Here is a 25,983-nt window from a genome sequence, read left to right as displayed (position 1 = left end):
GCTCAGGGGAAGACGATCAAACCTACCTGCTCCAGTAGTGTCTGCTGCTGATCCTCGTTAATCATCACCCCCTGCAGATCGATCCGGCGCAGATCCAGCCCCGGCAGATCGCATTGGCGCAGGTCGCAACCCTGCACGTTGAAGCTGCTCCAGTCGATCTGGCCAAACTCGGAACCACTGAGGTCAGACCCCGCCAGCGAGGCGCCGAACAGGTTGGCCCCCTGCCAGCGGTTGCCACTGAGCTCGCACTTCTCCAGCAGGCAGCCTTCGAAACTGGCATAGCTGAAGTTGTTGCCGGTCAGGTGCGCCTCGCAGAAGTAGCTTTTGGCGGTGATCCGGTTGGCAAAGCTGGCATGGGCAAAGTTGATGCCTACCGCCTGACAGTCGCGCAGCTCCAGCCCCAGACACTGGCTGCGACTGCAATCGACCATGGTGAGATCGCAGCGCAGAAAGCTCGCCTCACGCAGATCGCAGCCCTGCATCAGACTGCTCTGCTCGCTCTCCCGATCGTAGAAGCTGCAATCGACGAAGCGGCTCTCGCCAAGATCGAGCCAGGAGAAGTCACAGCCGATAAAACGGCACTCCGAGAAGTGCTCCCCCTCCACTTCATCCTGCGTGAAACGCACCTGTGCGAACTGCTTGCCTTTTACCATCGGAAATCTGCCTCTTTACGGTTTCATATGCTGACTTTCGCCGCCAAAAACGGTAATGTTACAAGTAACATTCATCCTGGATACCGTCATGAGCCCCACTCGCAAGCGCCGCCCCACCCTGCAGGATATCGCCAACCTGACCGGGGTCACCAAGATGACCGTCAGCCGCTATCTGCGCGATCCGCAGACCGTGGCCGAGGGCACCCGCGAACGGATCGCCGCAGCGGTGGAGGAGCTGGGCTATATCCCCAACCGGGCGCCGGACATTCTCTCCAATGCGACCAGTCGTGCGATCGGGATCCTGATCCCCTCCCTCTCCAACCAGGTCTTCTCGGCGGTGATCCACGGCATCGAAGCGGTGACCCGGCCGGCGGGTTACCAGACCCTGCTCGCCCACTACGGCTACAGCCCGGAGCGGGAGGAGGAGCAGATCGCCTCGCTGCTCTCCTACAACGTGGATGGCCTGATCCTCTCCGACAGCCGCCACACCGAGCGCACCCGCAAGATGATCGCCACTGCCGGCATTCCGGTGGTGGAGACCATGGATCTCCCCCCCGACCCCATTGACATGGTGGTCGGCATGGATCACAAGGCGGCCGCCCGGGCCATGGTATCAGAGATGCTGCGCCGGGGCCGACGTCAGGTGGTCTATCTCGGCGCCCGTCTCGACGTGCGGACCCAGCTGCGGATGGAGGGCTACTACCAGGCAATGCAGGACTTCGGCCTCACCGGCCAGCACCTGCTGACCGAGCAATCCTCCACCTTTACCCTCGGCGGCGAGCTGCTTGATCAGGCGCTGGCGCGCTACCCCGACCTCGACGGCATCTTCTGCACCAACGATGACCTGGCCGTCGGCGCCCTGCTGCAGTGTCAGAGCCGCTGGATCCCGGTGCCGCAACAGATTGCCATCGCCGGCAGCAACGCCCTCGACATCGGCCACGCCATGACCCCCAAGCTGGCCAGTATCGTCACCCCCCGCGAAGAGATCGGCCGCGAAGCGGCCACCATGCTGCTCGCCCGCCTCGGCGGCAAACCGCCAGCCGAGAGCCGCAAGGATATGGGCTTCACCCTCTATGAGGGGGAAAGCCTCGGCTGATCCCTTGCCATCATGGCGCGTTTGCCCGTCATGATGGCGTATCCTGCCACCGCTTCTCGCCATCCTCTGCTCTATGCTGGCCCGGCATTCCAGCCACATGTCAGGAGCAGAAGATGAACAACACCGAACGATTGCAAGCCTGCCTGCAGCGCGTTGTCTGCAATCCCCGCTTTACCCTGGCCGAGCTCGACCAGTGGTTCACCCCGGATTACTGCCAGCAGGTGAACGGCGAGCAGCTCGACTACGCCGCCTTTCGCCAGCACATAGCGACGCTCAGAGATCATCTGGCCGAAGCCACCATCGAGTTTGTCGCCACCATCGCGCAAGGGGACAGGGTGCACTCGACCCATGTGGTACGAACCACCCGTCACGATGGCGCCCCGCTCATCTGCAAGGTGAGCGGTCTCTTCACCTTTCGCGACGGCAAGATCTGCCAGACCGACGAGGTGACCTGCCTGTTGAGCGGCAGCGAGCAGGATGCCGACATAGGTTCACGACGCTGAGTCACGCCGGACGAAACGCTGGAGCGCGCGGGAGAAGGCGGCGGGATCTTCGTAACCGAGCAGGTCGGCAATCTGCGCCGATGTGACCCCCTGATACTGCAACTGGCGGGCCCGCCCCATCACCACCTGCTCGCGCCACTGGCGGAAGGTACAACCCAGCTGCTGGAGGAAAAGCCGGTTGAGGGTGCGCAGCGAAGCGCCGCAATCCACGGCCAGCTCGGCAAGCATGGTATTGATGGAGGGAGCCTGACAGAAGCGCTCCAGCACCCGCAGCAGGCGCGGGTCGAGGTTGGCCGCCAGCGCAGGCTGGGCCGCTTGCGGGGCTGCTCGCGCCAACTCGTGGCCAATCACCGTCAGATAGGCCTCCCGCTCGGCCCCCTCCTCCAACTCACTGAGACGGGCAAAGAGGCCGGCCAGCAGCGGTGTCACCTGGCGCAGGCCAAAAGGGGCTGATACGAGCGATGGGGTATAGATAAGCGAGAGGCGAGAGTGGCGCAGCACGCGAAATTCATGCTCCCAGCCCACCGGAATAAAGCAGAGCTGGCCGGCAACCAGCAGCTCGCTGGCAGCACCGCCGGTGATAACGCCGCCACCGTCGTGCATGTAGCAATACTGGGCCTGCGGATGGCAGTGCAACGGAGTGAAGTGCCCTTGCGGGCAGGAGCGATGAAGAAAAGACATGTCGGCCAGCCGGATAAGAAACCGACCACGACCATAAGGGAGCAGACGGCCCCCTGTAAATGGCTTTTCCGCCGTCATAATGGCCAAAAGAAGCAGGCCACCCGAGGGTGGCCTGTTCGATTTATCTACACAACTTGCGCTTAACGTTTAACCAATTCAACCGCTTCGCGGGAGAGGCGAGTCACCTCTTCCCAGTTGCCGCTCTTGACCGCATCGGCCGGCAGCATCCAGGAGCCGCCGACGGTGGCCACGCACTTGAGTGCCAGATAGTCGGCCACGTTTTTCGGGCCGATGCCGCCGGTGGGGCAAAACTTCACCTGGGGCAGCGGCGCGGCAATGGCGGAGAGCGCCTTGGTGCCGCCGTTCGCTTCGGCCGGGAAGAACTTCAGGTGGTCGTAGCCCGCTTCCAGCGCCTGCATCACTTCAGACGGAGTAGCCACACCCGGGATCAGCGGTGCGGTGCTCTTGGCCGCGTGGGCCAGCAGGGCCGGGGTCATCCCCGGGGAGATGACGAAACGGGCACCGGCGGCGACGGCGGCGTCAAACTGCTCGCAGTTGAGCACGGTACCGGCACCGACCATGGCATCCGGCATCGCCTTGGCGATGAGGGCGATGGCATCGAGCGCCACCGGGGTGCGCAGGGTGATTTCGAAGACAGAGATGCCGCCGTCGAGCAGCGCCTTGGCCATCGGCAGGGCCTGATCCAGCTCGTTGATAACCATCACGGGTACCAGCGGGGAGGCGGCAAACACCTCGGCCGGGGTCACTTTCCAGTTCTGCATAGCTCTTCCTTAGTCAAAGATGGTGGCGCCACACTCGGCGCTCGATACCGCGCGACGCATCACGCTGAACAGTTCACGGCCCCACCCCTCTTGTTCCGGAGTGAGGTCAATCTCGGCCTGGGTACGGCCACTCAAATCGGTCAGGCAGTCGAGGCTGCCGTTTACCGCATCAACCCGCAGCAGATCGCCATCGGCAAGCAGGCCGATGGCCCCGCCGTGCAGCGCTTCCGGGGTGACGTGGATGGCGGCCGGGATCTTGCCGGAGGCACCGGAGAGACGGCCATCGGTGACCAGCGCCACCTTGTAACCGGCTTTTTGCAGGTTGCCGAGCACCGGCATCAGCTTGTGCAGCTCCGGCATGCCGTTGGCGGCCGGGCCATTGTGGCGCACCACGATCACGGCATCCTGATTGAGATCGCCCGCCTTGTAGGCCGCTTCCACCGCATGCTGGGAGGAGAAGACCCGCGCCGGCGCTTCAATCACCCGATACTCGGGAGCCACGGCGGAGACCTTGACCACGGCGCGGCCCAGATTGCCCGCCAGCAGCTTGGTGCCGCCGGTGGCCTGGAATCGGCTACCGGAAGGCGACAGCACGCTCGCATCGCCGCTCTCACCGACCGGCTGCCATACCAGCTGGCCGTCGACCAGAGTCGGACGGCTGAGGTAATCCTGCATCTCGCCAAAGACCGGGGTGGCATCCATATGGATCAGCCCCTCTTCGGCCAGACGGCGCATCAGACCGGGCACACCGCCCGCCTGTTCGAAGGCGTTGACGTCGGCCGGGCCGTTCGGGTACATGCGAACCAAGAGCGGCACCACGTCGGAGAGATCGCTGATGTCATCCCAGGTCAGAACCAGACCGGCGGCACGAGCCAGCGCCACCATATGGATGCTGTGGTTGGTGCTGCCGCCAGAGGCGAGCAGGGCCACCAGACCGTTGACCAGCGAGCGCTCATCCAGCACTTCGCTCAGCGGGCGATAGGCGGGGGAGCCTGGGATCATGGCGCTGATGCGGCGTGCCGCCTCAACGGTCAGGGCATGGCGCAGTTCGCTGTGCGGGTGGACGAAGGCAGAGCCCGGCAGCATCAGGCCCATGGCCTCGAACACCAGCTGGTTGGTGTTGGCGGTACCGTAGAAGGTGCAGGTGCCCGCCGCATGGTAGGCGCCGCACTCCATCTGCAGCAGGGCGTCGCGGCCCACTTCACCGGCAGCGTACTGCTGGCGAACCTTCACCTTCTCGTCGTTGCTGATGCCGCTCGCCATCGGGCCGGCAGGAACAAACGCCGTCGGCAGGTGGGCGTGGGAGAGGGCCCCCATGATCTGGCCCGGGGCGATCTTGTCGCAGATGCCGAGCAGCAGGGTAGCATCGAAAGTGTTGTGAGAGAGCGACAGCGCGGTTGCCTGAGCGATCAGGTCGCGGGAGAAGAGGGACATGTCCATTCCCGGCTGACCCTGGGTCACCCCGTCGCACATGGCGGGCACGCCGCCAGCAACCTGAGCACTGTGGCCAAGTTCGGCCAGCGCGCCCTTGATGATATCCGGATAGCCCTGATAGGGCTGATGGGCGCTCAGCATGTCGTTGTAGGCGGTGACGATGCCGACGTTGGCACGGGTCATGTCGAGAATGCGACCCTTCTCGTCACTGCTGCAGGCGGCCACGGCGTGGGCCAAATTGCCACAGGCCAGTGCGGCGCGGGTCTTGCCCTGCTCGGCCTGACGCTGGATGCGGGCCATAAAGGCCTGACGACGGGCAGCACTGCGCTCGCGGATGCGGGCAGTGACGTCGGAAATTACCTTATGAATCATTGGGCTTGCTCCAATGCTGTGACGGCGCGGTCAACCACCTGTTCGAAGGTGCCGTCGATATCGATGTGGAATACACCGGCTTCGCCATCCGGGCGCTCCAGAGTATCGAACTGACTTTGTACCATGCTTTCGCGCATGAAGTGGCCCTTGCGGGCACGCATCCGCTCGAGGATCAGCGGCTGGCTGCCGTCGAGGAAGATGAAGCTGACCGACTCGTTGCCTTCGCGGATCTGGTCGCGGTACTTCTTTTTGAGAGCGGAACAGACGATGATGCCGGTCTCGTTCTTCTGCTCGAGACTGTAGGCGGCGTCGCGGATCCGCTCCAGCCAGGGGGCGCGATCCTCATCGTTGAGGGGGTTGCCGCCAGCCATCTTCTGGATGTTGGCCTTGGGGTGGAGATCATCACCATCGATGAACTTGGCGCCCAGCGCTTCTGCCACCTTGAGGCCCACGCTGGATTTACCGCTGCCACATACACCCATCACGATAATGCACTTACCCGCCATAATTTGACCTCTGTCCCACTTTTCAAAAAACCAGCTGTTGATGGGTTCTAATCTAGCACGTTACCGGTAACATGTTACCGGTAACGATTAAAAATGTGAAGTCTGCCACAGACTGAGCAAACCCATAGTCACCTGGGCATATGATGTTGAGCCCTTGCCATAAATCTAAATAAATCATAAAGATATGGTTTGTCGACGGATCGACAGGGTGTCACTACCGAACTTGGATTAAGGAACGCATAACAATGTCTGACCTCTCCCTGATCATGACGGCCGCCGGCTCGATTGTGCTGCTGCTCTTCCTGGTGATGAAGGCTCGTCTGCACGCCGTCGTCTCCCTCATTCTGGTCTCCATGGTGGCCGGTCTTGCCGCCGGCATGAACCCGGCCGACATCGCCGCCACCATCCAGAAAGGGATGGGCGGCACCCTCGGCTTCGTTGCCGTGGTGGTGGCGCTGGGTGCCATGTTTGGCAAGGTGATGGAAGTGACCGGTGCCCTCGACCGGGTGGCTCACACCCTGCTCGGCAAGTTCGGCGTCAAGCGCGCCAACTGGGCCATGGCCCTGACCGGCTTTGTCTGCGCCCTGCCGCTCTTCTTTGACGTGGCCGTGGTGCTGCTGATCGGCGTCGCCTTCGCCATCGTCCGTCGCGGCGGCGGCAGCGTGGTGAAGATCGGTATCGCCCTGCTGGCGGGTATCGCGACCTGTCAGGCCTTCCTGATCCCGGCTCCGGGCCCGATCCTGGTCGCTTCCCAGCTGGGTGCCGACTTCGGCTATATGATCCTGTTCGGCCTGATCGCCGCCGTACCGGCGCTGATCCTGGCTGGCCCGCTGTTCGGTGACTTCATCAGCAAGATCGTCGATGTGCCGCTGCCCGCCGATGCCCAGAACAGCGTTCACGATGACAGCAAATCCCTGCCCTCCTTCGGGTTGGCCATGGGCCTCATCGGCCTGCCGCTGCTGATGATCGGCCTCAAGACCATCGTCGGCCGCTTCGTCGAGGCGGGCTCTACCCTGCACAACTGGCTGGAGTTCATCGGTCACCCCTTCACCGCCATCATGGTTGCCTGTCTGGCCGCCTTCTATCTGCTGGGTATTCGCCGCGGCATGTCCCGTGACGAGGTAATGAGCGTCTGCAACAGCGCCATCCAGCCGGCCGGCGTCATCATCCTGGTTACCGGTGCCGGTGGCGTGTTCAAGCAGGTGCTGGTTGATTCCGGCGTGGGTGCCGCCCTTGGCAACATGCTGGCCGACTCCGGTCTGCCCATCGTCGCACTGGCCTTCATTCTGGCCGCCGCGGTACGGGTGATTCAGGGCTCCGCCACCGTCGCCATGCTGACCGCCTGTGGTCTGGTGCTGCCGATGCTGGAGCCGCTCGGCCTGAACGGTGCCCAGCTGGCTGCCGTCACCATCGCCATCGGCGGCGGTGCCATCGTGCTCTCCCACGTCAACGACTCCGGTTTCTGGCTGGCCAACCGCTACCTCGGCCTCTCCGAGAAGCAGACCCTGCAGACCTGGACCGTGATGGAGACCATCATCGGCACCACCGGCGGCGTGATGGCGATGATCATTTACAGCTTCCTCTGATCACTGCCGATACGCACAAAAAAGGCCTCACTTGTGAGGCCTTTTTCATCTTTCTGACGATTCTTTCTTTGGCTGAGAGGGCGAGATTGCTAGAATCGCCTATTCATCGCTCCGAGTGGAACGCTTAACCCCGTGATTTCAGGTCTCTCTATGCATTCATCGGCCCATTATCGACAACTGCTGACACGCCTGCCCCAGATCGCCGTCGCGGCAGACCAGTTTGAAGTGCTCTACAGCGCCAAGGATTTCAAGCGCCGCATTCTTGCACTCATTGCCAGTGCTACCCAGCGTATCTATCTGGTCGCGCTCTATCTGCAGGATGACGACGCGGGTCGCGAGATCCTCACCGCCCTCTACGAGGCCAAGCAGCGCAACCCGGCTCTCGACGTCAAGGTGTTCGTCGACTTCCACCGTGCCCAGCGCGGCCTGATCGGCAAGGGCAAGCAGGGTGGCAACCACCTGATGTATCAGGAGATGGCAGCCCGCTACGAGCACAAGATCGAAATCTACGGCGTTCCGGTCAAGGGGCGCGAGCTGCTCGGCGTGTTGCACCTCAAGGGCTTCATCTTTGACGATGCGGTGCTCTACTCCGGTGCCAGCCTCAACGACATCTACCTGCACCAGCAGGATCGCTACCGCTTCGACCGCTATCACCAGATCATCAGCCCGGAGCTGGCCCGCAGCATGGTCAACTACGTGGATGACCTGTTCGTGAAGAGCGACGCGGTGCAGCGACTGGATCGCAGCGACGTGCCCAGCGCCAAACAGCTGAAGGGGCCGATCCGCCGCTTCAAGCTGAGTCTGCGTCAGGGGCAGTACCGCTTCGCCACCATGCCGGTCAACACCCAGGAGGTGGCCATCACCCCGATGGCGGGTCTGGGCAAGCGCAACAACCAGCTCAACCAGATGATCCGCAATCTGGTGCGCTCCACCGAGCGGGAGATCTTCATCTGTACCCCTTACTTCAACCCGCCCAAGGAGTTGAGCAAGGATATCGAGGATCTGCTGCAGCGCGGCTGCAAGGTAACGATTGTGGTGGGCGACAAGACCGCCAACGACTTCTTCATCCCGCCGGAGGAGAAGTTCTCCACCATCGGCGGCCTGCCCTATCTCTACGAGACCAACCTGCGCAAGTTTGCCGAGCGCAACCAGCATCACATCGATGATGGTCGTCTCAACCTGATGCTCTGGTGTTGCGAGCGCAACTCCTACCATCTCAAGGGGATCTTCGTGGATGACGAGTGGGCCCTGCTCACCGGCAACAACCTCAACCCGCGCGCCTGGGCGCTGGATCTGGAGAACGGCCTGCTGGTGCACGATCGTCGCCACCACCTGCGTCCCCAGTTCAATGCCGAGCGGGAGAACATTCTGGCCAACACCAAGCGGATCAGCCACTTCGATCAGGTAGAGCAGATCCACGACTACCCGGAGCAGGTGCGCAAGCTGCTGGGACGGATCCACCGGGTCAAGGCTCATCTGCTGCTCAAGCGGATCATCTGACCCCGGCGCGCACAGCGCCCACCCAGCCCAACGGCAATCAGACCAAGGCCTTCCGTTTTCGGCAGGCCTTTGTTATATCCGCCATCTCCCCCGCGTTGGCGACCCAACCAGCAGCAACTCGGCTTGCATCGGCCCCTCAACAACCCCTATCATCTGGACATATTTACAGTGTTTTCGGGCATCTAATTGATGAAATTGGATAAAATTCCTCTCGACAGCCTCAAGGGTGTCGGCAGCAAGATGCAGGAGAAGCTCGAGCGGCTGGGACTGGCCACGGTACAGGACCTGCTGTTCCACCTCCCCCTGCGCTACGAGGACCGCACCCAGGTGTGGCCCATCGGCGATCTGCCGCCCGGCCTGCACGGCGCCGTCGAGGGGGAGATCCAGGACACTCAGCTGGTGATGGGGCGCCGCCGCATGCTGGTCTGCCGTATCAGCGATGGTACCGGCACCCTCACCCTGCGCTTCTTCAACTTCACCGCCGCCCAGAAGAACAGTCTGGCGACGGGCCGCCTGATCCGCTGCTTTGGCGAGGTACGCCCCGGCAAATACGGGCTGGAGATGGCCCACCCCGAGTACAAGCTGCTCGGCGAGGAGCAGGCCGGCCAGACCGAAGAGGCGCTCACCCCCGTCTACCCGACCACTGAAGGGCTACGCCAACTCACCCTGCGCAACCTCACCGATCAGGCGCTGGCCCAGCTCGACCTCTATGGCGTCGAGGAGCTGCTGCCCGCCGGCCTCTATCCCCACCAGATTGAGTTGGCCGCCGCTCTGAAGCTGCTGCACCGTCCGCCCCCCTCGGTGGCGCTGCCGCTGCTCGAAAGCGGCCAACATCCGGCCCAGCAGCGACTGGTACTGGAGGAGCTGCTGGCTCACAACCTCTCGGTCTTGAAGGTGCGTGCTCAGGCACAAACCCAGCTGGCCCGCGCCCTCAAACCGGCTCCCGCGCTGGTCGAACAGCTGCTCGGCGCCCTGCCGTTCAAGCCCACCGGTGCCCAGAGCCGGGTGGTGGCCGAGATAAGCAAGGATCTGCAACAGAGCCACCCCATGATGCGGCTGGTACAGGGTGACGTGGGCTCCGGCAAGACCCTGGTCGCAGCGCTGGCCGCCCTGCAAGCCATCGGCAACGGCTGTCAGGTGGGTTTGATGGCGCCGACCGAACTGCTGGCGGAACAGCACGCCATCAACTTCGCCAAGTGGCTGGAGCCGCTCGGCATCGGAGTCGGCTGGCTGGCTGGCAAGCAGAAAGGCAAGGCACGGGAGGAGGCGCTGGCCGCCATCGCCGATGGCAGCGTCAAGATGGTGGTGGGCACCCACGCCATCTTTCAGGAGCAGGTGGTGTTCCAGCGTCTGGCGCTGGTCATCATCGATGAACAGCACAGATTCGGGGTGCATCAGCGCCTCGCCCTGCGCGAGAAAGGGGAGCGGGAGGGGGTACATCCCCATCAGCTCATCATGACCGCCACCCCCATCCCCCGCACCCTGGCGATGACCGCCTATGCCGACCTCGACACCTCGGTCATCGACGAACTGCCGCCGGGCCGAACCCCCATCACCACGGTCGCGCTGCCCGACAGCCGTCGCGGCGATGTGATCGAGCGGGTCAAACTCGCCTGCACCGAGGGCAAGCAGGCCTACTGGGTCTGCACCCTGATCGAGGAGTCGGAGGTGCTGGAGTGTCAGGCTGCCGAGGATACCGCCGCCGAGCTGCAAAACCTGCTGCCCGGCCTGCATATCGGGCTGGTACACGGCCGGATGCGCCCGGTCGAGAAACAGCGGGTGATGGAGGAGTTCAAGGCAGGCATACTGCAACTGCTGGTCGCCACCACCGTCATCGAGGTGGGGGTGGATGTGCCCAACGCCAGCCTGATGATCATCGAGAACCCGGAACGGCTCGGGCTGGCGCAGTTGCACCAGCTGCGCGGCCGGGTCGGACGCGGAGCGGTAGCCTCTCACTGCGTGCTGCTCTATCATGCCCCCTTGTCCAAAACGGCCCAGAGCCGGCTCGGGGTGCTGCGTGAGACCAACGATGGCTTCCTCATCGCCCAGCGCGATCTGGAACTGCGCGGCCCGGGGGAACTGCTCGGCACCCGCCAGACCGGTCTGGCCGATCTCAAGATCGCCGATCTGGTGCGGGATCAGCCGCTTATTCCGCAGGTACAGAAGATGGCGCGCTTCCTTATGGATAGGCATCCGAGTCATGTCGAACCCTTGATACGGCGCTGGCTTGGCTTGCGGGATCACTATTCCAATGCCTGATCGAGGTAGATGCAAAAGATGGGCACATGTCCTTATGGATAGGCACCCGAGCCATGTCGACCCGCTGATCCGCCGCTGGCTCGGCCTGCGTGATCACTACTCCAACGCCTGACCACATAACAGAAACAGGAGGAAAGCACTTATGAATTCCTGGCTACGCGGCCTGCTCTACACCTTTGCCTTCCTGCTGCTCTTTGTCTGGGTTGCCCTCGGCCTGTTCGACGCCGAGCGCGCCAAAGGCCCCATCGCCAGCTGGATCAGCCAGCAGACCGGCGTACCGGTCACCATAGGACGACTGGTATTCAACCCGCTCCACCCCTACACCCTGCTGGCGGAGCAGGTGCGCTACGGCGATGCCGTCTCCCTCGACAAGATCTATCTGGAGATCGAGAGCATCGACTGGCTGAGCCGCGATGTGCGGATCGCCCATCTCGACCTCATTCGCCCCGCCATCAAGCTGCCGCTGCCCAACCAGCTGCCCAGCCTGCCGGTGCACTCCCTCTCCATCGGTGACAGCACTATAGACAGGCTGAGCCTTGAGAGCGACGGGCTGACCCTGCGCGGCCTCAACGCCACCCTGAGCGACTGGGATCTGATCGATCCGAAACGCCAGCCACAGGCCAACCTGACTCTCAACATCGGCCAGCTGGAGACACCGCAGTTCACCTTCGCCCGTCTCAGCCTGAAAGGGCGGCTGGAGGGAGAGGTGCTGCGCAGCGACAAGCTGGTGACCAACCTGTTTGACGGCCTGCTGGAGAGCGGCATGGTGCTCGACTGGCCGGCACGAACCCTCGAACTGCACGATCTCAAGGCGCGCGGCATGCGGGTCGAACTGGGGGATCTGGCACAGCACCAATTCCCCCTGCGGCAGGTGTCGCTGGATCGCGGCCAGTTCGACCAGGTGAGCATCAACTCCATCGAGCAGGAGCTCTCCTTCAACAACTTCAGTGGCCAGCTCACCGCCTTCAACTGGCAGGCTGGCAGCCAGCCAAGCGGCTATCTGGCGGGCACGCTGGGCGACATGGGGCGCGGCCTGTTCCAGCTGGAGGGGATCAAGGGCAAGCTCGCCTTCTCGCCCCCGCAGCTCGACGGCGAACTGCAGGGCAAAGCCTATGAAGGGGAGTTCAATGTCGAGCTCTCCCTCGACACCCAGCAGCAGAAGCTGACCCTGAAAGACGTGGCGCTGAGCGGCATGGATATCAGCCTGCCGCAGGGGTGGTGGCAGGATTGGCAGGGCTGGCGCCCGCAGCAGGTGGATATCCGCAAGCTGGCGTTCGACAAGCTCAAGGTGCTCTCCTTCGACGATTCCATCCCTCTGTCGCTGACCGGCTGGCAGCTCTACCTGAGCGATCTCGCCCTGCGCGGCAATCAGCCCGGCCCGCTGCTTGGCCGTGCCCGTATCGAGAGCAAGTGGTTCGAGCTGGTGTGGGATGGCCTCAGCGCCCGCAACGGTGAACTGGATGGCGAGCTGACCCCCAGCTCCTGGCAGCTGGGCAAGCTCACCAGCTCGCTGCCGGATGAGGGCAGCCTCAGCATGAGCGGCCAGTGGGCACGCGAACCGGGCCAGAGCAGCACCCTGCAGTTGAAGGCGACCAAGCTCGATCTGGAGCAGTGGGGCAAGATGTTCGGCTCTCCTGTTTCCTTCTCCGGCAAGGCAGACCTGAGTGCCGACCTGCAGGCGGAGCACGGCAGCGCACCGGGTGAGTGGCGCAGCACCCTGCAGGGCAACTTCGCCCTCGACGCCAACGAACCCTTCTGGGACAAGGTGAAGATAGACCCGCTGCTGGATCAGTGGTTCAAGCAGGCAACGGCGCCGGCGCTCAATCCGGATCAGCTGTGGCAGGCGATGCAGGGGGGCGATACCCCCTTCTACCGCGTCAGGCTGCAGGGCAAGATCGACAAGGGGCAGCTGCAGCTCGAACAGGCTGGCGCCTCCACCATCACTCACCTGCTGGGTGCGCAGGGCGGCCTCGATCTGGTCAAGGAGCAGTGGCAACTCGATCTGGGAGTGCTCAACGGCAACCGCTGCGCCGAGCTTATCGGCCAGTGGCGCGGCCCGCTCACCGCGCCTACTCTGAGCTGGGATTTCAAGCAGAAGCCGGATGGCTGCGGCTGGGAGACCGGGGTGCGCTACCCGCCACAGGGCAACAGTGCGCCACTCTGGCGACCGGCTCCTGCGCCAAAAGCTCAAGCCCAAGCCCAAGCCGAGCAGGCGACCAACAGCCCGCAAGGGTAAAACAAACAAGGCCTCATGATGAGGCCTTGTTTGTTTTGTGGCGAAGCACGTTGCCGTTAATGGCCCGGTCGCTTGACCGGCTGCACCACGTAGTGACCGCAGAACTCCGCCGCCAGCTTGCCGCCGCTGAACAACTGGATATTGAGGCTGAAGGTGGCAGGCTCGCCCCGTTTGAGCGGCTGCAGCACGGCGGGCATCCCCTCGCGGGCCACCCGCGCCTCCGGCTCCTCATCGACCGGGCCATGATATTTGATGGAGCTCTCGGCCAGCACAGGTTCGCCCACCAGCCCCTCTTCTTTAAGTTGCAGCCAGATTAGTCCCCAACCCGCCAGCACACACTGGCTGTAGACACTGCCGGCAAACATGCTGCCGTGCACGTTGAGGTTGGCCGCCAGATTGGCCTTGAGGTGGAAGGTCTGACCATCGTAGTGGCTGATGTGCATCCCCATCTTCTCGCTGATGGGCACCCCGCGCGACCAGCGGGTGGTGAGATCCTGACACCACTCCGGGCGATACTGGATGGTCTGCAACGGGCTCAGGGATTTGATCATCTGGCGATGGGGAATGCGGCCAAAGGAGACGGGGCCGCCCCCCACTTCGAGAAAACCGCACTTGCGATAGAACTCCACCGCCTCCTGACGGGCGTTCATCACCAGCCGCTTCACCTTCTCGCTGCGGGCCAGCTGCTCGAGATCCTCCACCATTCGGACACCCAGCCCCTGGCCGCGATATTCGGGACGCAGCGCCATAAAGCGGATCTGCGCCTCGTCACCGCCGATAAAGAGACGCCCCACCGCGATGGGGGTGCCATCGGGTGCCAGCATCAGCCGGTGAATGGCAACCGTGTCGTATTCGTCCCGCTCGGAACCGACGGGCAGATTGAAGGGTTTACGCAGAAGTTCCCAGCGCAACTGGTAATAGGCATCCAGCTCGGCGGCTGTCTGAGGGGTGACTACCCGATACATAGTTTCATCCTTGAGTTTGCGCCGACTGGCAGATGGAAGGGCTTACACAGACGTTTCCAGCGCAGCTTGCAGTAAGTACCCGGCTCGGCTGCCGTTTGGGGGGTGACCACCCGGTACATAGATCGATCCTTGAGTTACACTGGTCGGAAACCATCTTGCCGTGCAAATTCATGGACTTCAATCTGCAAGCGTACCAAGCCGATCACTTGTTGCACCTCAGCGTCAAGCCCCAGCGCCGCCTCACCGTGCAGGAAAACAACCAGCACCGCTGGCTGGAGATAGATGGCGTGGTGCAATCCGCCATGTCGCTCGCCGACCCCGCAGCCCTCTGTCTGCCCCATCAGCGGGTCATCGCCTGCCTGCTGCCGGAACAGGCCGGGCAGATCCTCGAACTCGGGCTGGGTGGCGGCGATCTCACTCGCCATCTGAGTCAGCGCTGGCCCGATGCCCGCCACGAGTGTGTCGATCTCGACGAAGAGGTGCTGACCGTTTATCAGCAGTTTTTCCAGCATCAGGAGAGTGATGAACGCGCCGCGCCGGCACTCCATCAGGCCGATGCCCTCGCCTTTCTGGAGCAGAGCGAGCAGCAGTACGATCTCATCCTGCTCGATCTCTTCAGTCAGGATGGCAACCCGCTGCTGCTGTTTCAGGAGCGGCTCTACCGGGCGCTGGCTCCCCGCCTCTGCGGCACTCTGGTCATCAACCTGTTGCCACGCACCGAACTGGAGCTAACCCACGCCCTGACACTGATAGAACAGTGGATTGGCCCGGCTACCCCCTATCCGGTCGCAGGGCTCATCAACGTGATCGTCCACGTCATACCGCGGGATCAGGCATCCTCAGACCTGTAGCCAGAAGGTAACCGGGCCGTCGTTGACCAGCGCCACCTTCATGTCGGCGGCAAAACGCCCGGTTGCGGTCGGGATGCCGCTGGCAGCAGCCTTCGCCACGAAGTAGTCATAGAGGCGTTCGGCCTCGCTCGGGTGGGCACCGCAGGAGAAGCTGGGACGCATCCCGCTCTTGGTATCGGCCGCCAGGGTAAACTGGGAGACCACCAGCAGGCTGCCGCCGATCTGGCTGACATTGAGGTTCATCTTGCCGTTCTCGTCACTGAAGACCCGATAGCCGCTCACCTTGTGCAGCAGTTTGTCGGCCTTGGCCTCATCATCCCCCTGCTCCACCCCGAGCAGCACCAGCAGCCCCTGACCGATGGCGCCGGTCACCTCTCCCTCGACAGTCACGCTGGCCTCGGAGACCCGCTGAATCAGTGCAATCACATCCCTCTCCTCTCAAAACAGAACGACCGCCCCGGCTCGATTGCAGGGGCGGTCGTCGATGCTACCAATAAACCGGTGGCCAAGGCGATGGCTTAGCCAAGCTCCTCGCTCGCCGGCTTCTCGTACTCGCCGAGGCAGGCGGTAGTCTCCGCACCAAGCAGCACCACCAGCCAACTCAAATAGACCCAGACAAACAGGATCGGGATGGTGGCCAGCGCGCCGTAGATGGCCTGATAGGAGGGGAAGCTGGTGATGTAGATGGCAAAGCCGCGCTTGGCCAGCTCGAACAGGGTCGCAGCCACCAGCGCGCCGATAAAGGCGTGTGCCAGCCGCACCTTGCAGTTCGGTACCACGGTATAGACCAGCAGGAAGGTGAGCACCGAGAAGAGGAACGGCAAGCCGCGCAGCAGCAGATAACCGATGCCGAACAGGCTCTCGGCGCCAAACAACCGCAGCGAGAAGATGTAGGAGGAGATGGCGATACTGGCCCCGATAAGCACGGGCCCCAGGGTGAGGATCATCCAGTACATGGCAAACGCCTGCGCCAACGGGCGGCCCTGGGTCGAACGCCAGATGTAGTTGAGGTTCTTGTCGATGGCGGAGATCAGCATCAGCGCCACCACCACCAGCGCCCCGATCCCCACCGCCGTGGTGTTGGTGGCATTGGCGACGAAGCCGTCGATGTACTCCTTGAGCACCTCTCCCGCCGTCGGCACGAAGTTGTGGTAGACGAACTGCTCCATCGCCTGTTTGAGGCTCTGGAACACAGGGAAGGCGGACATCATGCCAAAGACCACGGCGATCATCGGCACCAGCGAAAGCAGGGTGACATAGGCCAGATAGCCGGCGGTGACCGTCAATCGGTCCTGCTGGAAACGGCCCCAGACAAACTGGGCAAAGTGGCGACCATCATGGCGCAAGAAGGAGAGGGCGTGGGCCAAACGGCCGCTGACAGGCTGCTGCATCTTGATTCTCGTTAGCGTCATAGTGGCAATATTGTGTCAGAGGAGAGCGCTGTTTGACCACCTTTGAACCCGATTTGCCCCCATCTCCCCCAACCAGTCACCCGGCTGGCGTCTCTGACTGTCGCCAAAAGCAGAGATAAAAACGGCCCCGCTATGGGGCCGTTTGCAATGCTGGATTACAGCATGTAGTTCGCAGGCAGCTCGATGCGGGCGACGCCGGAGGCCACCGCCGCCAGCGCCACGGCGCGGGCTACGCGCGGCAGCAGACGGGCATCCATCGGCTTGGGAATAACGTAATCCTTGCCGAAGGCGAGCTCGCTGACCCCGGCGGCGGTCAGCACCTCGGCCGGCACCGGCTCCTTGGCCAGCGCGCGGATCGCCTCGACCGCGGCAATCTTCATGGCATCGTTGATGCGGCTGGCACGGGCATCCAAGGCACCGCGGAAGATGAAGGGGAAGCAGAGCACGTTGTTGATCTGGTTCGGGTAATCGGAACGACCGGTACCCATGATGAGGTCGCTGCGCACCCCGTGGGCCAGTGCCGGTTTGATCTCCGGATCCGGGTTGGAGCAGGCGAAGATCACCGGATTGGGCGCCATCAGGGCGACCGCTTCGGCGGGCAGCACATCGGGGCCGGAAACACCGACAAACACATCCGCCCCTTCGATAACATCCATCAGGGTGCGCAGCGGGGTCTCGTTGGCGAAGCGCTGCTTGTACTTGTTGAGATCGCTGCGGCCGGTGTGGATAACACCCTGACGATCCAGCATGAAGATGTTGTGCGCCCTGGCACCACACTTGATCAGCAGGTCCATGCAGGCGGTGGCGGCAGCCCCCGCCCCCATGCAGACGATGCGGCTGTCGCTGATGAGCTTGCCCTGGATCTCCAGCGCGTTGAGCAGACCGGCAGCGGTGACGATGGCGGTACCGTGCTGGTCATCATGGAACACCGGAATATCGCAGCGCTCGATCAGCGCCTGCTCGATCTCGAAACACTCCGGCGCCTTGATATCTTCCAGATTGATGCCGCCGAAGGTATCGGCGATAGCCGCCACCGTGTCGATGAACTGCTGGCTGGTCTCGTGCTTCACCTCGATGTCGATAGCGTCGATGCCGGCGAAGCGCTTGAACAGCAGGGCCTTGCCCTCCATCACCGGCTTGGAGGCCAGCGGCCCCAGATTGCCCAGACCCAGAATGGCGGTGCCGTTGGAGATGACGGCCACCAGATTGCCCTTGCCGGTATAACGGTAGGCATCGGCCGGGTTGGCGGCGATCTCGCGCACCGGCTCGGCGACACCCGGGCTGTAGGCCAGCGCCAGATCGCGGGCGGTTTCGGCAGGCTTGGTCAGGGCGATGGCAATTTTGCCCGGTACGGGCTGGGCGTGGTAATCGAGTGCTTCTTGACGCAGATCGGACATGGGGGACCCCGATGTGGTTGGTGCAAATGAGGTGCCGGCAGGGGGCACGCAGAAGGGCGGGGATCATAAAAGAAAGCGGTGGGCATGCCCAGCAGATCATGCTGCCACTAGCCAGATCAGACCAGTTTGTTTAGCACCATCCCCCAGCCACAGATACCACTTTAGTTATAGATCCTGCACTACAGGTGCAAAAAATGGCGGCAAGTTGCCCTGCCGCCATCATGTGCCCCTGCGTGCCGATTACTGACCCGAGTAGACCGGCAGCAGGTTCGCCATCGCGAGGAAGTGGAACAGTGCGGTCGCCAATCCGAACAGGATCAGCAGCCAGGCCACCAGCTTGCCACCCGGGGTGACGAAATGGGGGGCTGCGCTGCCACCGGCAGCCCGGGCGCGGAACTTCAGCACCAGCAGCGCCGGAATAAGACAGGTCCACACTGTGGCCACCGCGCCGGCATAACCGATGGCCAGCAGGAAGCCGAACGGGAAGAGCAGCGAGAGCAGCAGCGGTGGCAGGAAGGTAACAGCCCAGCTCTTGCAGCGACCGGCACGACTGTTGTCGAACTTGAACAGATCCGCCAGATAGTCGAACACCCCGAGCCCCACCCCGATAAAGGAGGAAAGAATGGCCGCCATGGAGAAGCCGTTGATAGCGCTGGCCACCCGCTCCGACTCGATGACACCGGAGAGCGCCTTCAGCAGCACGTTCACATCGCCGCCCTGGGCAATCACGGGGGCGAACTCCTGACGGGGCAGGTTGCCGAAGATCCCCAGCAGCCAGAGCACATAGAGCGCCAGCGCGATCAGGGTTCCCCCCAGAATCGCCCACTTTGCCTGCCGTTCGTTCTGGTAGTAGGCGCGCAGGGAGGCAACCGAGTGGTGATAGCCAAACGAGGTGAGCGCCACCGGCAGCATCGCCATCGCATAGGGGGCGTAGTGACTCTCACCACCAGCCAGATCGAGCAGGGTCGGCAGCTTGATATGGCCGAGCAAACCGGTCACACCGAGGGCGAAGCTGATGATCATGAAGGCGATCAGCACCACAGAGATGCGGTCAACGGCGCGGGTCGAGTGCCAGACCACCAGCGAAAACACTGCCACAAACAGCACGGAAGCGAGCTTGCTGTCGATCCCCAGAATCCCCTGCAGGATGGCGCCCGAGGAAGTAATGTAGGCGTAGAGCAGAATGCCGCCGACAAAGTAGACCGAGAGATTGTTGAAGAAGTTGAGCCGCTCCCCCAGCAGTTCGCGGGTCACGGTATTGAAGGAGACGCGCATGTCGTGGTGCTGGAAGGCTTCCAGCAGCATCCAGCCGGAGAGGGTCATCATCACCATGGTGACGGTCAGTGCCAGCACAGACCAGAGGGTCCAGGCCCCCGCCCCCGAACTCGGCAGACCGAGCATGCCAGCCCCCACGCAGACGCTGGCGATAATGCAGGCGCCCCCCAAAATTGATGGTTTTTTCTTCATAATCCCTTCTTTTTTCTGACTGGTTATCTATCCGCGGTAAACAAGACCGCGGCATGATGCCAGCCTTTGCCCGGGGAAGCACCTCAATATGGGCCAAAGGGAAGCGCCTGACTGGCCACAGCCAGCGCCATCAGCGCGAAGCCAAGAGGTTTAATCCATTACGGGGATCCCGGCTTTCGCCTCCGCCTCTCTGGCGATTGCCTCGGTCATCCCCTGAAAAATGAAGAGGTGGAACGGCAGCATGGCGAGCCAGTAGGCCAGCCCCCAGGCGCCCTGCGGATGCCAGTGAGCGGTGACCCGGATACGGGTCAACCCGGACTCCTCCGGCAGGATGTTGAACTCCAGCCGACCCACGCCCGGGGCCTTCATGTTGAACAGCAGATCGAGCCTGCGCCCCTCATCCACCCCGAGGATCTGCCAGGAGTCGAGCATGTCACCCTTCACGAAGCGATCGGGATTGCTGCGGCCACGGGTGCGAGCCGGACCGCCGATCAGGTGATCCATCCATTCGCGCACCACCCACAGCTGATTCATGTAGAAGTAGCGCTTCTCGCCACCCAACTGCTGCAACACCTGCCACACCACCTCGGGGGAGGCGAGACAGATGGCATCGCCGCTGGCGGTACGGTCATAGAAGCCATATTCGGGATGGCGCCAGCGCAGGCCAAGGGGGGTCTCCTGCCCCTGCTGCTCGGCCCCCAGCTTCTGCTCCAGCGCCAGACTCTCGGCCAGTGCCTCGTCGAAGCTGAGCAGGGTCTGTGGCAGTAGGGCACGCAGCGGGCCATCATCGGCCGGAATATCGTGCTTGAGGCCACCCACCAATGCCTTGGCCACCGGCTGCGGCACCGAAGTGACAAACTGCAGCCACCAGGCGGAGAGACGCGGACTCAAAAACGGGATGGGAATGATGGGACAGCGCTTGCCGATATGGGCGGCGAACTTCTGCAACTGCTGTTGATAGCTGAGCAGTTCTGGGCCGACCGCATTGAAGATGCGACCATCCACCTCGTCGGCTTCCACCAGCCCACCCAGATAGTGCAGCAGGTTGGACAGCGCAATCGGCGGCGTGCGCGAGCGCACCCACTTTGGCGTCACCATCAGCGGCAGGTTGAACACCAGATCCCGCATCACCTCGAACGCCGCCGAGCCGGGCCCGACAATGATACCGGCACGCAGCTCCACCGTCGGTACGCCGGATTCACGAAACAGCTCGCCACAATGGCGGCGGGAGTTGAGATGGCGGCTGTTGCACTGCTCCGGCTGGATTGCCCCGAGATAGATGATACGGCGCACCCCGGCGGCGCGGGCGGCGGCAGCAAAGTTCTTTACCCCCTGCTGCTCCAACCGGTGAAAATCGGCTCCCGCTCCCATGGCGTGCACCAGATAGAAGACGGTATCTATGCCCGCCAGCGCTGGCAGCAGGGTGATGGGCTTGAGGCTATCGGCGAGGCGAAACTCGCCCCCCTCAGGCAAGCGGCAGGGACGGCGCGCCCCGGCAATCACCCTGTAGCCCAGCGTTTGCAGGTGAGGCACCAGATAGGAGCCTATATAGCCCGCCGCCCCCATCACCAGACAGTTTCTCATCCTCTCTCCCCTTCCCTTATCGTCCCGGCTACCGGGCTGGCAACCTGAATGCCCATCATCCAGCCTCACCGTCACTTTGCAACATGGAACTAACAATTCTGCCTGTTAGTCCGATTTGGTGTTAATCCCGGTTCATTCTCTGGTCGATAACTGACCAGATGTATAGCGCCGAGGGCGAAGATATGCGCATCGATCACTACGACCTCCAAGGGGAGGTGCAATACCGGCAGCAACAGGCGCAAGCCCGCAAGGTGCGCAGACTGGGACCGGTCACGCCACAGGCCAATGGCACCAACGGGACGGCCGCCACACCGTCATCCGGCGAGCAGCGAACCACCCTGATGCAAGCCAGTGCCCTGACGCTGCAAGCCAGCAGCCGGAGCAATACCCAGACTCCCCCGCAGACGACAGCCGCACCAGCCAAAGCGGAGGGGAGTAAAAATCAGGAGGAGAACGGCGTTCCCAACGACGGGCTCGACAACCACCAGCGGCTTATCAAGCTGATGATCGAGGCGATGCTGGGCCACGAGATAGAGCTGCCGGATCCTATCAAACCGACCGACCAGAGCGCGGAGGGGGTGAACTCCCCGACGGGCGACAGCAGTCAACCCGCCGCCGAGCCGGATCAACTGGTGGAAGTAACCGACAGCCTGCTGCAAAAGGAGCAGCTCAACGTAGTCGCCTCGGCCAGCATAGAGACTCAGGATGGCCAGAGCCTGCAACTTGATCTCGGTTTTGTGCTGGACTGGCGCCAGCTCGATATCAGCAAGCGCCGCACTACCCTCAATGCCCTCAAGGATCCGCTGGTGCTCAGTCTGGATGGAAAAATCGCCGGCCTGACCGACGCCCGGGTCAAGTTCGACATCGATCAGGATGGCAAAGAGGACAGCCTGCCGGGCCTGCGCGAAGGGAGCGGCTTTGTGGCGCTGGATCGCAACGGCAACGGCACCATAGATGACGGCGGCGAGCTGTTCGGGGCCCGCTCCGGCAACGGTTTTGGCGAGCTGGCAACCCTGGATGAGGATGGCAACGGGGTGCTGGACGAGCGGGATAGCCAGTTCTCGGCGCTGCAGTTCTGGCAGCCGGAACACTCCCCCATCGCTCTGGTGGAGCTGGGGATCGGCGCCATCCTGCTCCATCCCCTCGACACCCCCTTCAACCATCTGGGGGAAAGCGGCAATCAGGGTGTACTGCGCCAGTCCGGTCTCTATGTGACCGAGCAGGGCAAGGGCGGCTGGGTGCAGCAGATCGACCTGCGGGTCTGAAACCGGCACCCGCATGGCAAACCCGGTCGCGGACGAAGCCCGTCAGCGACCAGAACCTGACTCAATTCAGCTCGGTGGGGTCGATATCCAGACTCCAGCGTACCCGCTTGGTCTCGGACCACCCTTCCAGCTCCTTCACCGCCCAATCGAGCAGCTGGGCCAGTGGAGCCCGGTTCGGCCCCTGCACCAGCAACTGCATGCGGAACTTGCCCGCCTTGCGCTCCATAAAGCCGCTGATGGGCCCGAGCACCTGAACATGGGGATAGTGAGCGCTGCGCAGGGTATCGGCGAGGCGGCTGAGGAACAGCTGCACCTCGTCACGGCCGTTGGCCTCGGCCCGAAACAGTCCCTGATAGCTGAACGGCGGCAGCCCCAGCAGGCGGCGCTCTTTCAGCGCCGTGTCGGCGAAGTGGCCATAGCCGTTCTGGGTCAGATCCTGCAGCAGGGCGTGCTCGGGATGGTGGCTCTGCAACACCACCAGCCCGGGCTTGCTGGCGCGACCGGCACGGCCCGCCACCTGGGTGTAGAGCTGGGCCAGTTTCTCGGCGGCGCGAAAATCGGCACTGAATAGAGCACCATCCACATCCAGCAGTCCGACCAGCGTCACATCCGGGAAGTGGTGGCCCTTGGCCAGCATCTGGGTACCGATCAGGATCTTGTACTTGCCCGCCTTGATGTCGCCGAGGTGGGTCTCCAGCTCCCCCTTGCGACGGGTGTTATCCCGATCGATACGCACCACCGGATATTGCGGGAAAACAGTGCCGAGCAGCTGCTCCAGCTGCTCGGTGCCCACTCCCGAGCCGATGAGCTCGTTGCTGCCACACTCGGGGCAATGGTGGGGCAGCGGGCGCACGCTGTCGCAGTGGTGGCAGTGTAGCCGCCGCCCGGCCTGATGCCAGGTGTACCAGGCATCGCAGCGCTCACAGGCGGCGCTCCAGCCGCACTGGTGACAGATCAGGGCCGGGGCATAGCCACGGCGGTTGAGAAACAGCATCACCTGATTGCCCGCCGCCAGATGCTCTGCCATCAGCTGCTCCAGCTGAGGGGATAGCCCAGCCTGCAGCCGCACGTTCTTGATATCCAGAATCACCTGACGGGCGGTCTGGGCGTTACCGGCACGACGGGTCAGAGTGAGATGGTGATACTTGCCGGTGCGGGCGTTGTGCAGCGTCTCCAGCGACGGGGTAGCAGAGCCAAGCAGGATGGGGATCCCGGCACGATGGGCCCGCATCACCGCCAGATCCCGCGCGTGGTAGCGAAAACCGTCCTGCTGCTTGAAGGAGCCGTCGTGCTCCTCGTCGATGATGATGATGCCGAGGTTGTGAAACGGGGTGAACACCGCAGAGCGGGTGCCGATCAGGATGGCAGCGCCGCCGTCGCGGCAGGCGAGCCAGGCGTCGAGCCGCTCCCGATCGTTCATGGCCGAGTTCATTGCCACCACCGGCACGTTGAAGCGGCGCCGAAAGCGGTTGATGGTCTGCGGGGTAAGGCCTATCTCCGGTACCATCACCAGCGCCTGCTTGCCCGCCTTGAGCAGCGGCTCGAGGATGCTCAGGTAAACCTCGGTCTTGCCGGAGCCGGTGATGCCATCCAGCAGGAAAGCACCGAACTTGTCGCTCTGGCTGGTAACGGCAGAGACGGCCAGCGCCTGCTCGCCGTTGAGGCGCAGCCCCTCCCCCGGTTCAAAACGGGCAGCCCAGTCGCCATCGTGGCTCGGCTCCAGCGAACGCTTCTCCAGCAGTCCCTTCTTCTCCAGCGCGGTGAGTGCGGCAATCTGGATCTCCTCCTGCTTGAGGGCGGAGGGGGTCTGCGGCCCCTTGCGCAGCAAGGCGAGCGCCTGCTGCTGCTTGGCCGCCCGCTTGAGCTCGTTAAGGTCGATGGCCATACCGGCGTCGGTGGCAAACCAGAACTCCAGCTCGCGATAGGCGGCAGGCACCCCCTTGCGCACCAGCACCGGCAGGGCGTGCGGCAGCACCTCTCCCAACGGGTGCTGGTAGTAGCTGGCGCTCCAGTTCATCAGCGCCAGAATGTCAGGCCCCAGCACGGGGGCACTATCCAGCACCCGCTTGATGGGTTTGAGCTTGTTGCGAGTCACCTGGCTCTCGGCCGGGTGATCCACCACCAGCCCGACCAATGTCTGCGGGCCGAAAGGGATCTCGACCCGACAACCGGGAGCAGGTAACGGCAGGGGGGAGAGATAGTCGAAATGACGGCGTAGCGGCACCGGTACAGCCACACGAACCAGATCCAGCGTTTGGGAAGAATTCACCAGAGGTTGCCTATTTTTTCTGCGAAGCCACTTGCCTGATCTCAGGCATTTCCTATATTATTCGCAGCCTTTGAAACTGTGTTCAACAATCGTGTGGTGTCCGACAAGAGATCGGATGGCGACACGGCCTATTACTTTGAGGTTGTCCATGAAAGCTGGTATCCATCCTGACTACGTAGCCATCACCGCCAAGTGCTCTTGCGGTAACGTCATCAACACTTTCTCTACCATCGGTAAAGATCTGAACCTGGACGTGTGCTCCGAGTGCCACCCGTTCTACACCGGCAAGCAGAAAGAAGTTTCTAGCGGCGGCCGCGTAGACAAGTTCAACAAGCGTTTCGGTGCGATGACTTCCAAGAAGTAATTCTACTTCTGACGAATTCTGAAAAAGACGCCTTATGGGCGTCTTTTTTGTTTCTGTGGTCTTCCAATCATTCACGTTTTTCGCCCGTGAGGTTTAGTGCCCACGCTCGCGCACCCTGCGCAGATAGACATATCCCTCCCCCGGACTCCCCCAGCGCGCCTTGCCCGCCAGATCATAAGCCCGATCCAGCAGTCTGACACTGTTGGGACCAATCCAGACATGCTGCACCAGCGTGCTGGCGCCACCGAAATCGGTAGCACAGTGGCCAACCCGGGTATGACCGGCATATTCACCGGATGGCGTGCGGCTCAACCAGATCTCGCAGCCACGGCGCAGAGATAGTTGCTGGGGGGTGAGGCTATCGAGCAATTCCGGATTGTGCCAGGCGCCGGCAAAGTCGGTGGCCCGCGGCATGGTCAGCTCGGCCATCAGAATGCGTCCGTCAGGACTGGGGGAGAAACGGTAGATCCGCTGGCGGAAGGGGCGAACGGCCCGCAGGGTCAGATACTGCTCGGCATAGACCCAGCGATAACCCTGATAGCCACGCCAGATCTCCACCAGACGCAGTTCAGCGCTGGTAAAGCGGTCGTCATATCGCGCCTGCTCCTGGCTCGAAAAATCACCGCTGAACCAGCTGAGCAGCGGCTCCATGCCGGAAACTGTGGCCCGGGATGATACTCCTGCCGATACCAGACAGGAGCAAAATAGCCCGAATACGGCCACCAGCAACTTTATCATCGAATCCTTCCGAATCATCATAGTGGCGGCGATTATATGAGCGAAGCTGTTCAATAACAGCCA

Annotated in this window: 22 protein-coding genes; 9 read left to right on the top strand and 13 right to left on the bottom strand. The window is 62.7% G+C overall.

Annotated features, from left to right (window positions below):
* Positions 1-2: 2 nt before the first annotated feature.
* On the bottom strand, positions 3-653 hold the full coding sequence (locus AACR93_RS09860; RefSeq protein WP_043850648.1) for a Qnr family pentapeptide repeat protein: 651 nt from the start codon (positions 651-653) through the stop codon (positions 3-5).
* An 88-nt stretch (positions 654-741) separates the two neighbouring features.
* On the opposite strand from AACR93_RS09860, the gene AACR93_RS09855 reads away from it, so the two are divergent.
* Together AACR93_RS09855 and AACR93_RS09850 are read left to right on the top strand one after the other, a co-directional pair.
* Entirely contained in the window at positions 742-1,749 is a 1,008-nt protein-coding gene (locus tag AACR93_RS09855; protein WP_043850647.1) for a substrate-binding domain-containing protein, read from the top strand.
* Between the two features lie 113 nt (positions 1,750-1,862).
* Positions 1,863-2,252, top strand: coding sequence for a nuclear transport factor 2 family protein (locus AACR93_RS09850; protein ID WP_043850646.1), 390 nt, complete (start codon positions 1,863-1,865; stop codon positions 2,250-2,252).
* On the opposite strand, the gene AACR93_RS09845 is transcribed toward AACR93_RS09850, so the two are convergent.
* The 4 genes from AACR93_RS09845 to AACR93_RS09830 form a co-directional block, all read right to left on the bottom strand.
* The gene (locus AACR93_RS09845; RefSeq protein ID WP_043850645.1) at positions 2,241-2,933 is read right to left on the bottom strand and encodes a helix-turn-helix domain-containing protein; all 693 of its coding nucleotides are present in this window, start codon (positions 2,931-2,933) and stop codon (positions 2,241-2,243) included. The genes AACR93_RS09850 and AACR93_RS09845 overlap by 12 nt on opposite strands.
* Positions 2,934-3,073: 140 nt before the next feature.
* Positions 3,074-3,715 (bottom strand): bifunctional 4-hydroxy-2-oxoglutarate aldolase/2-dehydro-3-deoxy-phosphogluconate aldolase, encoded by a 642-nt coding sequence (locus tag AACR93_RS09840; RefSeq protein ID WP_005342660.1) that lies wholly within the window; start codon positions 3,713-3,715, stop codon positions 3,074-3,076.
* A 9-nt stretch (positions 3,716-3,724) separates the two neighbouring features.
* Positions 3,725-5,521: a phosphogluconate dehydratase gene (edd, locus tag AACR93_RS09835; protein WP_043850644.1), complete on the bottom strand. Its 1,797-nt coding sequence runs from the start codon at positions 5,519-5,521 to the stop codon at positions 3,725-3,727.
* Positions 5,518-6,027, bottom strand: coding sequence for a gluconokinase (locus AACR93_RS09830; RefSeq protein ID WP_005340649.1), 510 nt, complete (start codon positions 6,025-6,027; stop codon positions 5,518-5,520). Before AACR93_RS09830 ends, edd begins: the two co-directional genes overlap by 4 nt.
* A 245-nt stretch (positions 6,028-6,272) precedes the next feature.
* On the opposite strand from AACR93_RS09830, the gene gntU reads away from it, so the two are divergent.
* From gntU to AACR93_RS09810, 4 genes are all read left to right on the top strand, one after another.
* A complete protein-coding gene (gene gntU / locus AACR93_RS09825; RefSeq protein ID WP_019445052.1) occupies positions 6,273-7,613 on the top strand; it encodes a gluconate transporter in 1,341 nt (446 codons plus the stop codon).
* 150 nt (positions 7,614-7,763) lie between these two features.
* Positions 7,764-9,113, top strand: a complete 1,350-nt coding sequence (pssA, locus tag AACR93_RS09820) for a CDP-diacylglycerol--serine O-phosphatidyltransferase (protein WP_019445053.1) — start codon at positions 7,764-7,766, stop codon at positions 9,111-9,113.
* 189 nt (positions 9,114-9,302) lie between these two features.
* Positions 9,303-11,372 (top strand): ATP-dependent DNA helicase RecG, encoded by a 2,070-nt coding sequence (recG, locus tag AACR93_RS09815; RefSeq protein WP_019445054.1) that lies wholly within the window; start codon positions 9,303-9,305, stop codon positions 11,370-11,372.
* A 142-nt stretch (positions 11,373-11,514) separates the two neighbouring features.
* Complete coding sequence (locus AACR93_RS09810) at positions 11,515-13,608, top strand: AsmA family protein (protein ID WP_043850643.1); 2,094 nt, start codon at positions 11,515-11,517, stop codon at positions 13,606-13,608.
* A 56-nt stretch (positions 13,609-13,664) separates the two neighbouring features.
* On the opposite strand, the gene AACR93_RS09805 is transcribed toward AACR93_RS09810, so the two are convergent.
* Positions 13,665-14,573, bottom strand: coding sequence for a bifunctional GNAT family N-acetyltransferase/hotdog fold thioesterase (locus AACR93_RS09805; protein ID WP_043850642.1), 909 nt, complete (start codon positions 14,571-14,573; stop codon positions 13,665-13,667).
* A 170-nt stretch (positions 14,574-14,743) separates the two neighbouring features.
* Here AACR93_RS09805 and AACR93_RS09800 point away from each other — a divergent pair, with 170 nt between their 5' ends.
* Positions 14,744-15,424, top strand: a complete 681-nt coding sequence (locus AACR93_RS09800; protein WP_041209730.1) for a spermidine synthase — start codon at positions 14,744-14,746, stop codon at positions 15,422-15,424.
* On the opposite strand, the gene dtd is transcribed toward AACR93_RS09800, so the two are convergent.
* From dtd to AACR93_RS09775, 5 genes are all read right to left on the bottom strand, one after another.
* Positions 15,413-15,850 carry a D-aminoacyl-tRNA deacylase gene (dtd, locus tag AACR93_RS09795; RefSeq protein WP_033138812.1) on the bottom strand — a complete coding sequence of 146 codons (438 nt, stop codon included), beginning with the start codon at positions 15,848-15,850 and terminating at the stop codon, positions 15,413-15,415. The two genes, AACR93_RS09800 and dtd, sit on opposite strands and share 12 nt — an antisense overlap.
* A gap of 92 nt (positions 15,851-15,942) precedes the next feature.
* Positions 15,943-16,815, bottom strand: a complete 873-nt coding sequence (locus tag AACR93_RS09790) for a virulence factor BrkB family protein (protein ID WP_041209731.1) — start codon at positions 16,813-16,815, stop codon at positions 15,943-15,945.
* A gap of 176 nt (positions 16,816-16,991) precedes the next feature.
* The gene (locus tag AACR93_RS09785) at positions 16,992-18,233 is read right to left on the bottom strand and encodes a malic enzyme-like NAD(P)-binding protein (RefSeq protein WP_043850641.1); all 1,242 of its coding nucleotides are present in this window, start codon (positions 18,231-18,233) and stop codon (positions 16,992-16,994) included.
* Positions 18,234-18,473: 240 nt separating this feature from the next.
* Complete coding sequence (locus AACR93_RS09780) at positions 18,474-19,700, bottom strand: aromatic amino acid transporter (protein WP_033115616.1); 1,227 nt, start codon at positions 19,698-19,700, stop codon at positions 18,474-18,476.
* A 150-nt stretch (positions 19,701-19,850) separates the two neighbouring features.
* On the bottom strand, positions 19,851-21,284 hold the full coding sequence (locus AACR93_RS09775; protein ID WP_043850640.1) for a DUF2867 domain-containing protein: 1,434 nt from the start codon (positions 21,282-21,284) through the stop codon (positions 19,851-19,853).
* 158 nt (positions 21,285-21,442) lie between these two features.
* On the opposite strand from AACR93_RS09775, the gene AACR93_RS09770 reads away from it, so the two are divergent.
* Complete coding sequence (locus AACR93_RS09770; protein WP_043850639.1) at positions 21,443-22,549, top strand: hypothetical protein; 1,107 nt, start codon at positions 21,443-21,445, stop codon at positions 22,547-22,549.
* 61 nt (positions 22,550-22,610) lie between these two features.
* On the opposite strand, the gene priA is transcribed toward AACR93_RS09770, so the two are convergent.
* On the bottom strand, positions 22,611-24,818 hold the full coding sequence (priA, locus tag AACR93_RS09765; RefSeq protein WP_043850638.1) for a primosomal protein N': 2,208 nt from the start codon (positions 24,816-24,818) through the stop codon (positions 22,611-22,613).
* Between the two features lie 148 nt (positions 24,819-24,966).
* Here priA and rpmE point away from each other — a divergent pair, with 148 nt between their 5' ends.
* Positions 24,967-25,182 carry a 50S ribosomal protein L31 gene (gene rpmE, locus AACR93_RS09760; RefSeq protein WP_033115620.1) on the top strand — a complete coding sequence of 72 codons (216 nt, stop codon included), beginning with the start codon at positions 24,967-24,969 and terminating at the stop codon, positions 25,180-25,182.
* Between the two features lie 93 nt (positions 25,183-25,275).
* Here rpmE and AACR93_RS09755 read toward each other — a convergent pair whose 3' ends face one another.
* Positions 25,276-25,920, bottom strand: a complete 645-nt coding sequence (locus AACR93_RS09755) for a chromophore lyase CpcT/CpeT (RefSeq protein WP_043850637.1) — start codon at positions 25,918-25,920, stop codon at positions 25,276-25,278.
* Between the last annotated feature and the right edge of the window lie 63 nt (positions 25,921-25,983).

Source organism: Aeromonas sp. L_1B5_3, from assembly GCF_963866575.1.
Lineage (GTDB): Bacteria > Pseudomonadota > Gammaproteobacteria > Enterobacterales > Aeromonadaceae > Aeromonas > Aeromonas jandaei.
The sequence above is the reverse complement of the archived record's forward strand: the minus strand, read 5'-3'. Positions and strand labels throughout refer to the sequence as shown.

Coding starts and splice junctions, on each gene's coding strand:
- AACR93_RS09790 (WP_041209731.1), bottom strand. CDS start 16,815: ATGCAGCAGCCTGTCAGCGGCCGTTTGGCCCACGCCCTCTCCTTCTTG.
- pssA (WP_019445053.1), top strand. CDS start 7,764: ATGCATTCATCGGCCCATTATCGACAACTGCTGACACGCCTGCCCCAG.
- rpmE (WP_033115620.1), top strand. CDS start 24,967: ATGAAAGCTGGTATCCATCCTGACTACGTAGCCATCACCGCCAAGTGC.
- AACR93_RS09845 (WP_043850645.1), bottom strand. CDS start 2,933: ATGTCTTTTCTTCATCGCTCCTGCCCGCAAGGGCACTTCACTCCGTTG.
- AACR93_RS09785 (WP_043850641.1), bottom strand. CDS start 18,233: ATGTCCGATCTGCGTCAAGAAGCACTCGATTACCACGCCCAGCCCGTA.
- AACR93_RS09830 (WP_005340649.1), bottom strand. CDS start 6,027: ATGGCGGGTAAGTGCATTATCGTGATGGGTGTATGTGGCAGCGGTAAA.
- AACR93_RS09855 (WP_043850647.1), top strand. CDS start 742: ATGAGCCCCACTCGCAAGCGCCGCCCCACCCTGCAGGATATCGCCAAC.
- AACR93_RS09780 (WP_033115616.1), bottom strand. CDS start 19,700: ATGAAGAAAAAACCATCAATTTTGGGGGGCGCCTGCATTATCGCCAGC.
- AACR93_RS09840 (WP_005342660.1), bottom strand. CDS start 3,715: ATGCAGAACTGGAAAGTGACCCCGGCCGAGGTGTTTGCCGCCTCCCCG.
- AACR93_RS09860 (WP_043850648.1), bottom strand. CDS start 653: ATGGTAAAAGGCAAGCAGTTCGCACAGGTGCGTTTCACGCAGGATGAA.
- AACR93_RS09800 (WP_041209730.1), top strand. CDS start 14,744: ATGGACTTCAATCTGCAAGCGTACCAAGCCGATCACTTGTTGCACCTC.
- AACR93_RS09810 (WP_043850643.1), top strand. CDS start 11,515: ATGAATTCCTGGCTACGCGGCCTGCTCTACACCTTTGCCTTCCTGCTG.
- AACR93_RS09805 (WP_043850642.1), bottom strand. CDS start 14,573: ATGTATCGGGTAGTCACCCCTCAGACAGCCGCCGAGCTGGATGCCTAT.
- edd (WP_043850644.1), bottom strand. CDS start 5,521: ATGATTCATAAGGTAATTTCCGACGTCACTGCCCGCATCCGCGAGCGC.
- AACR93_RS09755 (WP_043850637.1), bottom strand. CDS start 25,920: ATGATAAAGTTGCTGGTGGCCGTATTCGGGCTATTTTGCTCCTGTCTG.
- AACR93_RS09770 (WP_043850639.1), top strand. CDS start 21,443: ATGTATAGCGCCGAGGGCGAAGATATGCGCATCGATCACTACGACCTC.
- recG (WP_019445054.1), top strand. CDS start 9,303: ATGAAATTGGATAAAATTCCTCTCGACAGCCTCAAGGGTGTCGGCAGC.
- gntU (WP_019445052.1), top strand. CDS start 6,273: ATGTCTGACCTCTCCCTGATCATGACGGCCGCCGGCTCGATTGTGCTG.
- AACR93_RS09775 (WP_043850640.1), bottom strand. CDS start 21,284: ATGAGAAACTGTCTGGTGATGGGGGCGGCGGGCTATATAGGCTCCTAT.
- AACR93_RS09850 (WP_043850646.1), top strand. CDS start 1,863: ATGAACAACACCGAACGATTGCAAGCCTGCCTGCAGCGCGTTGTCTGC.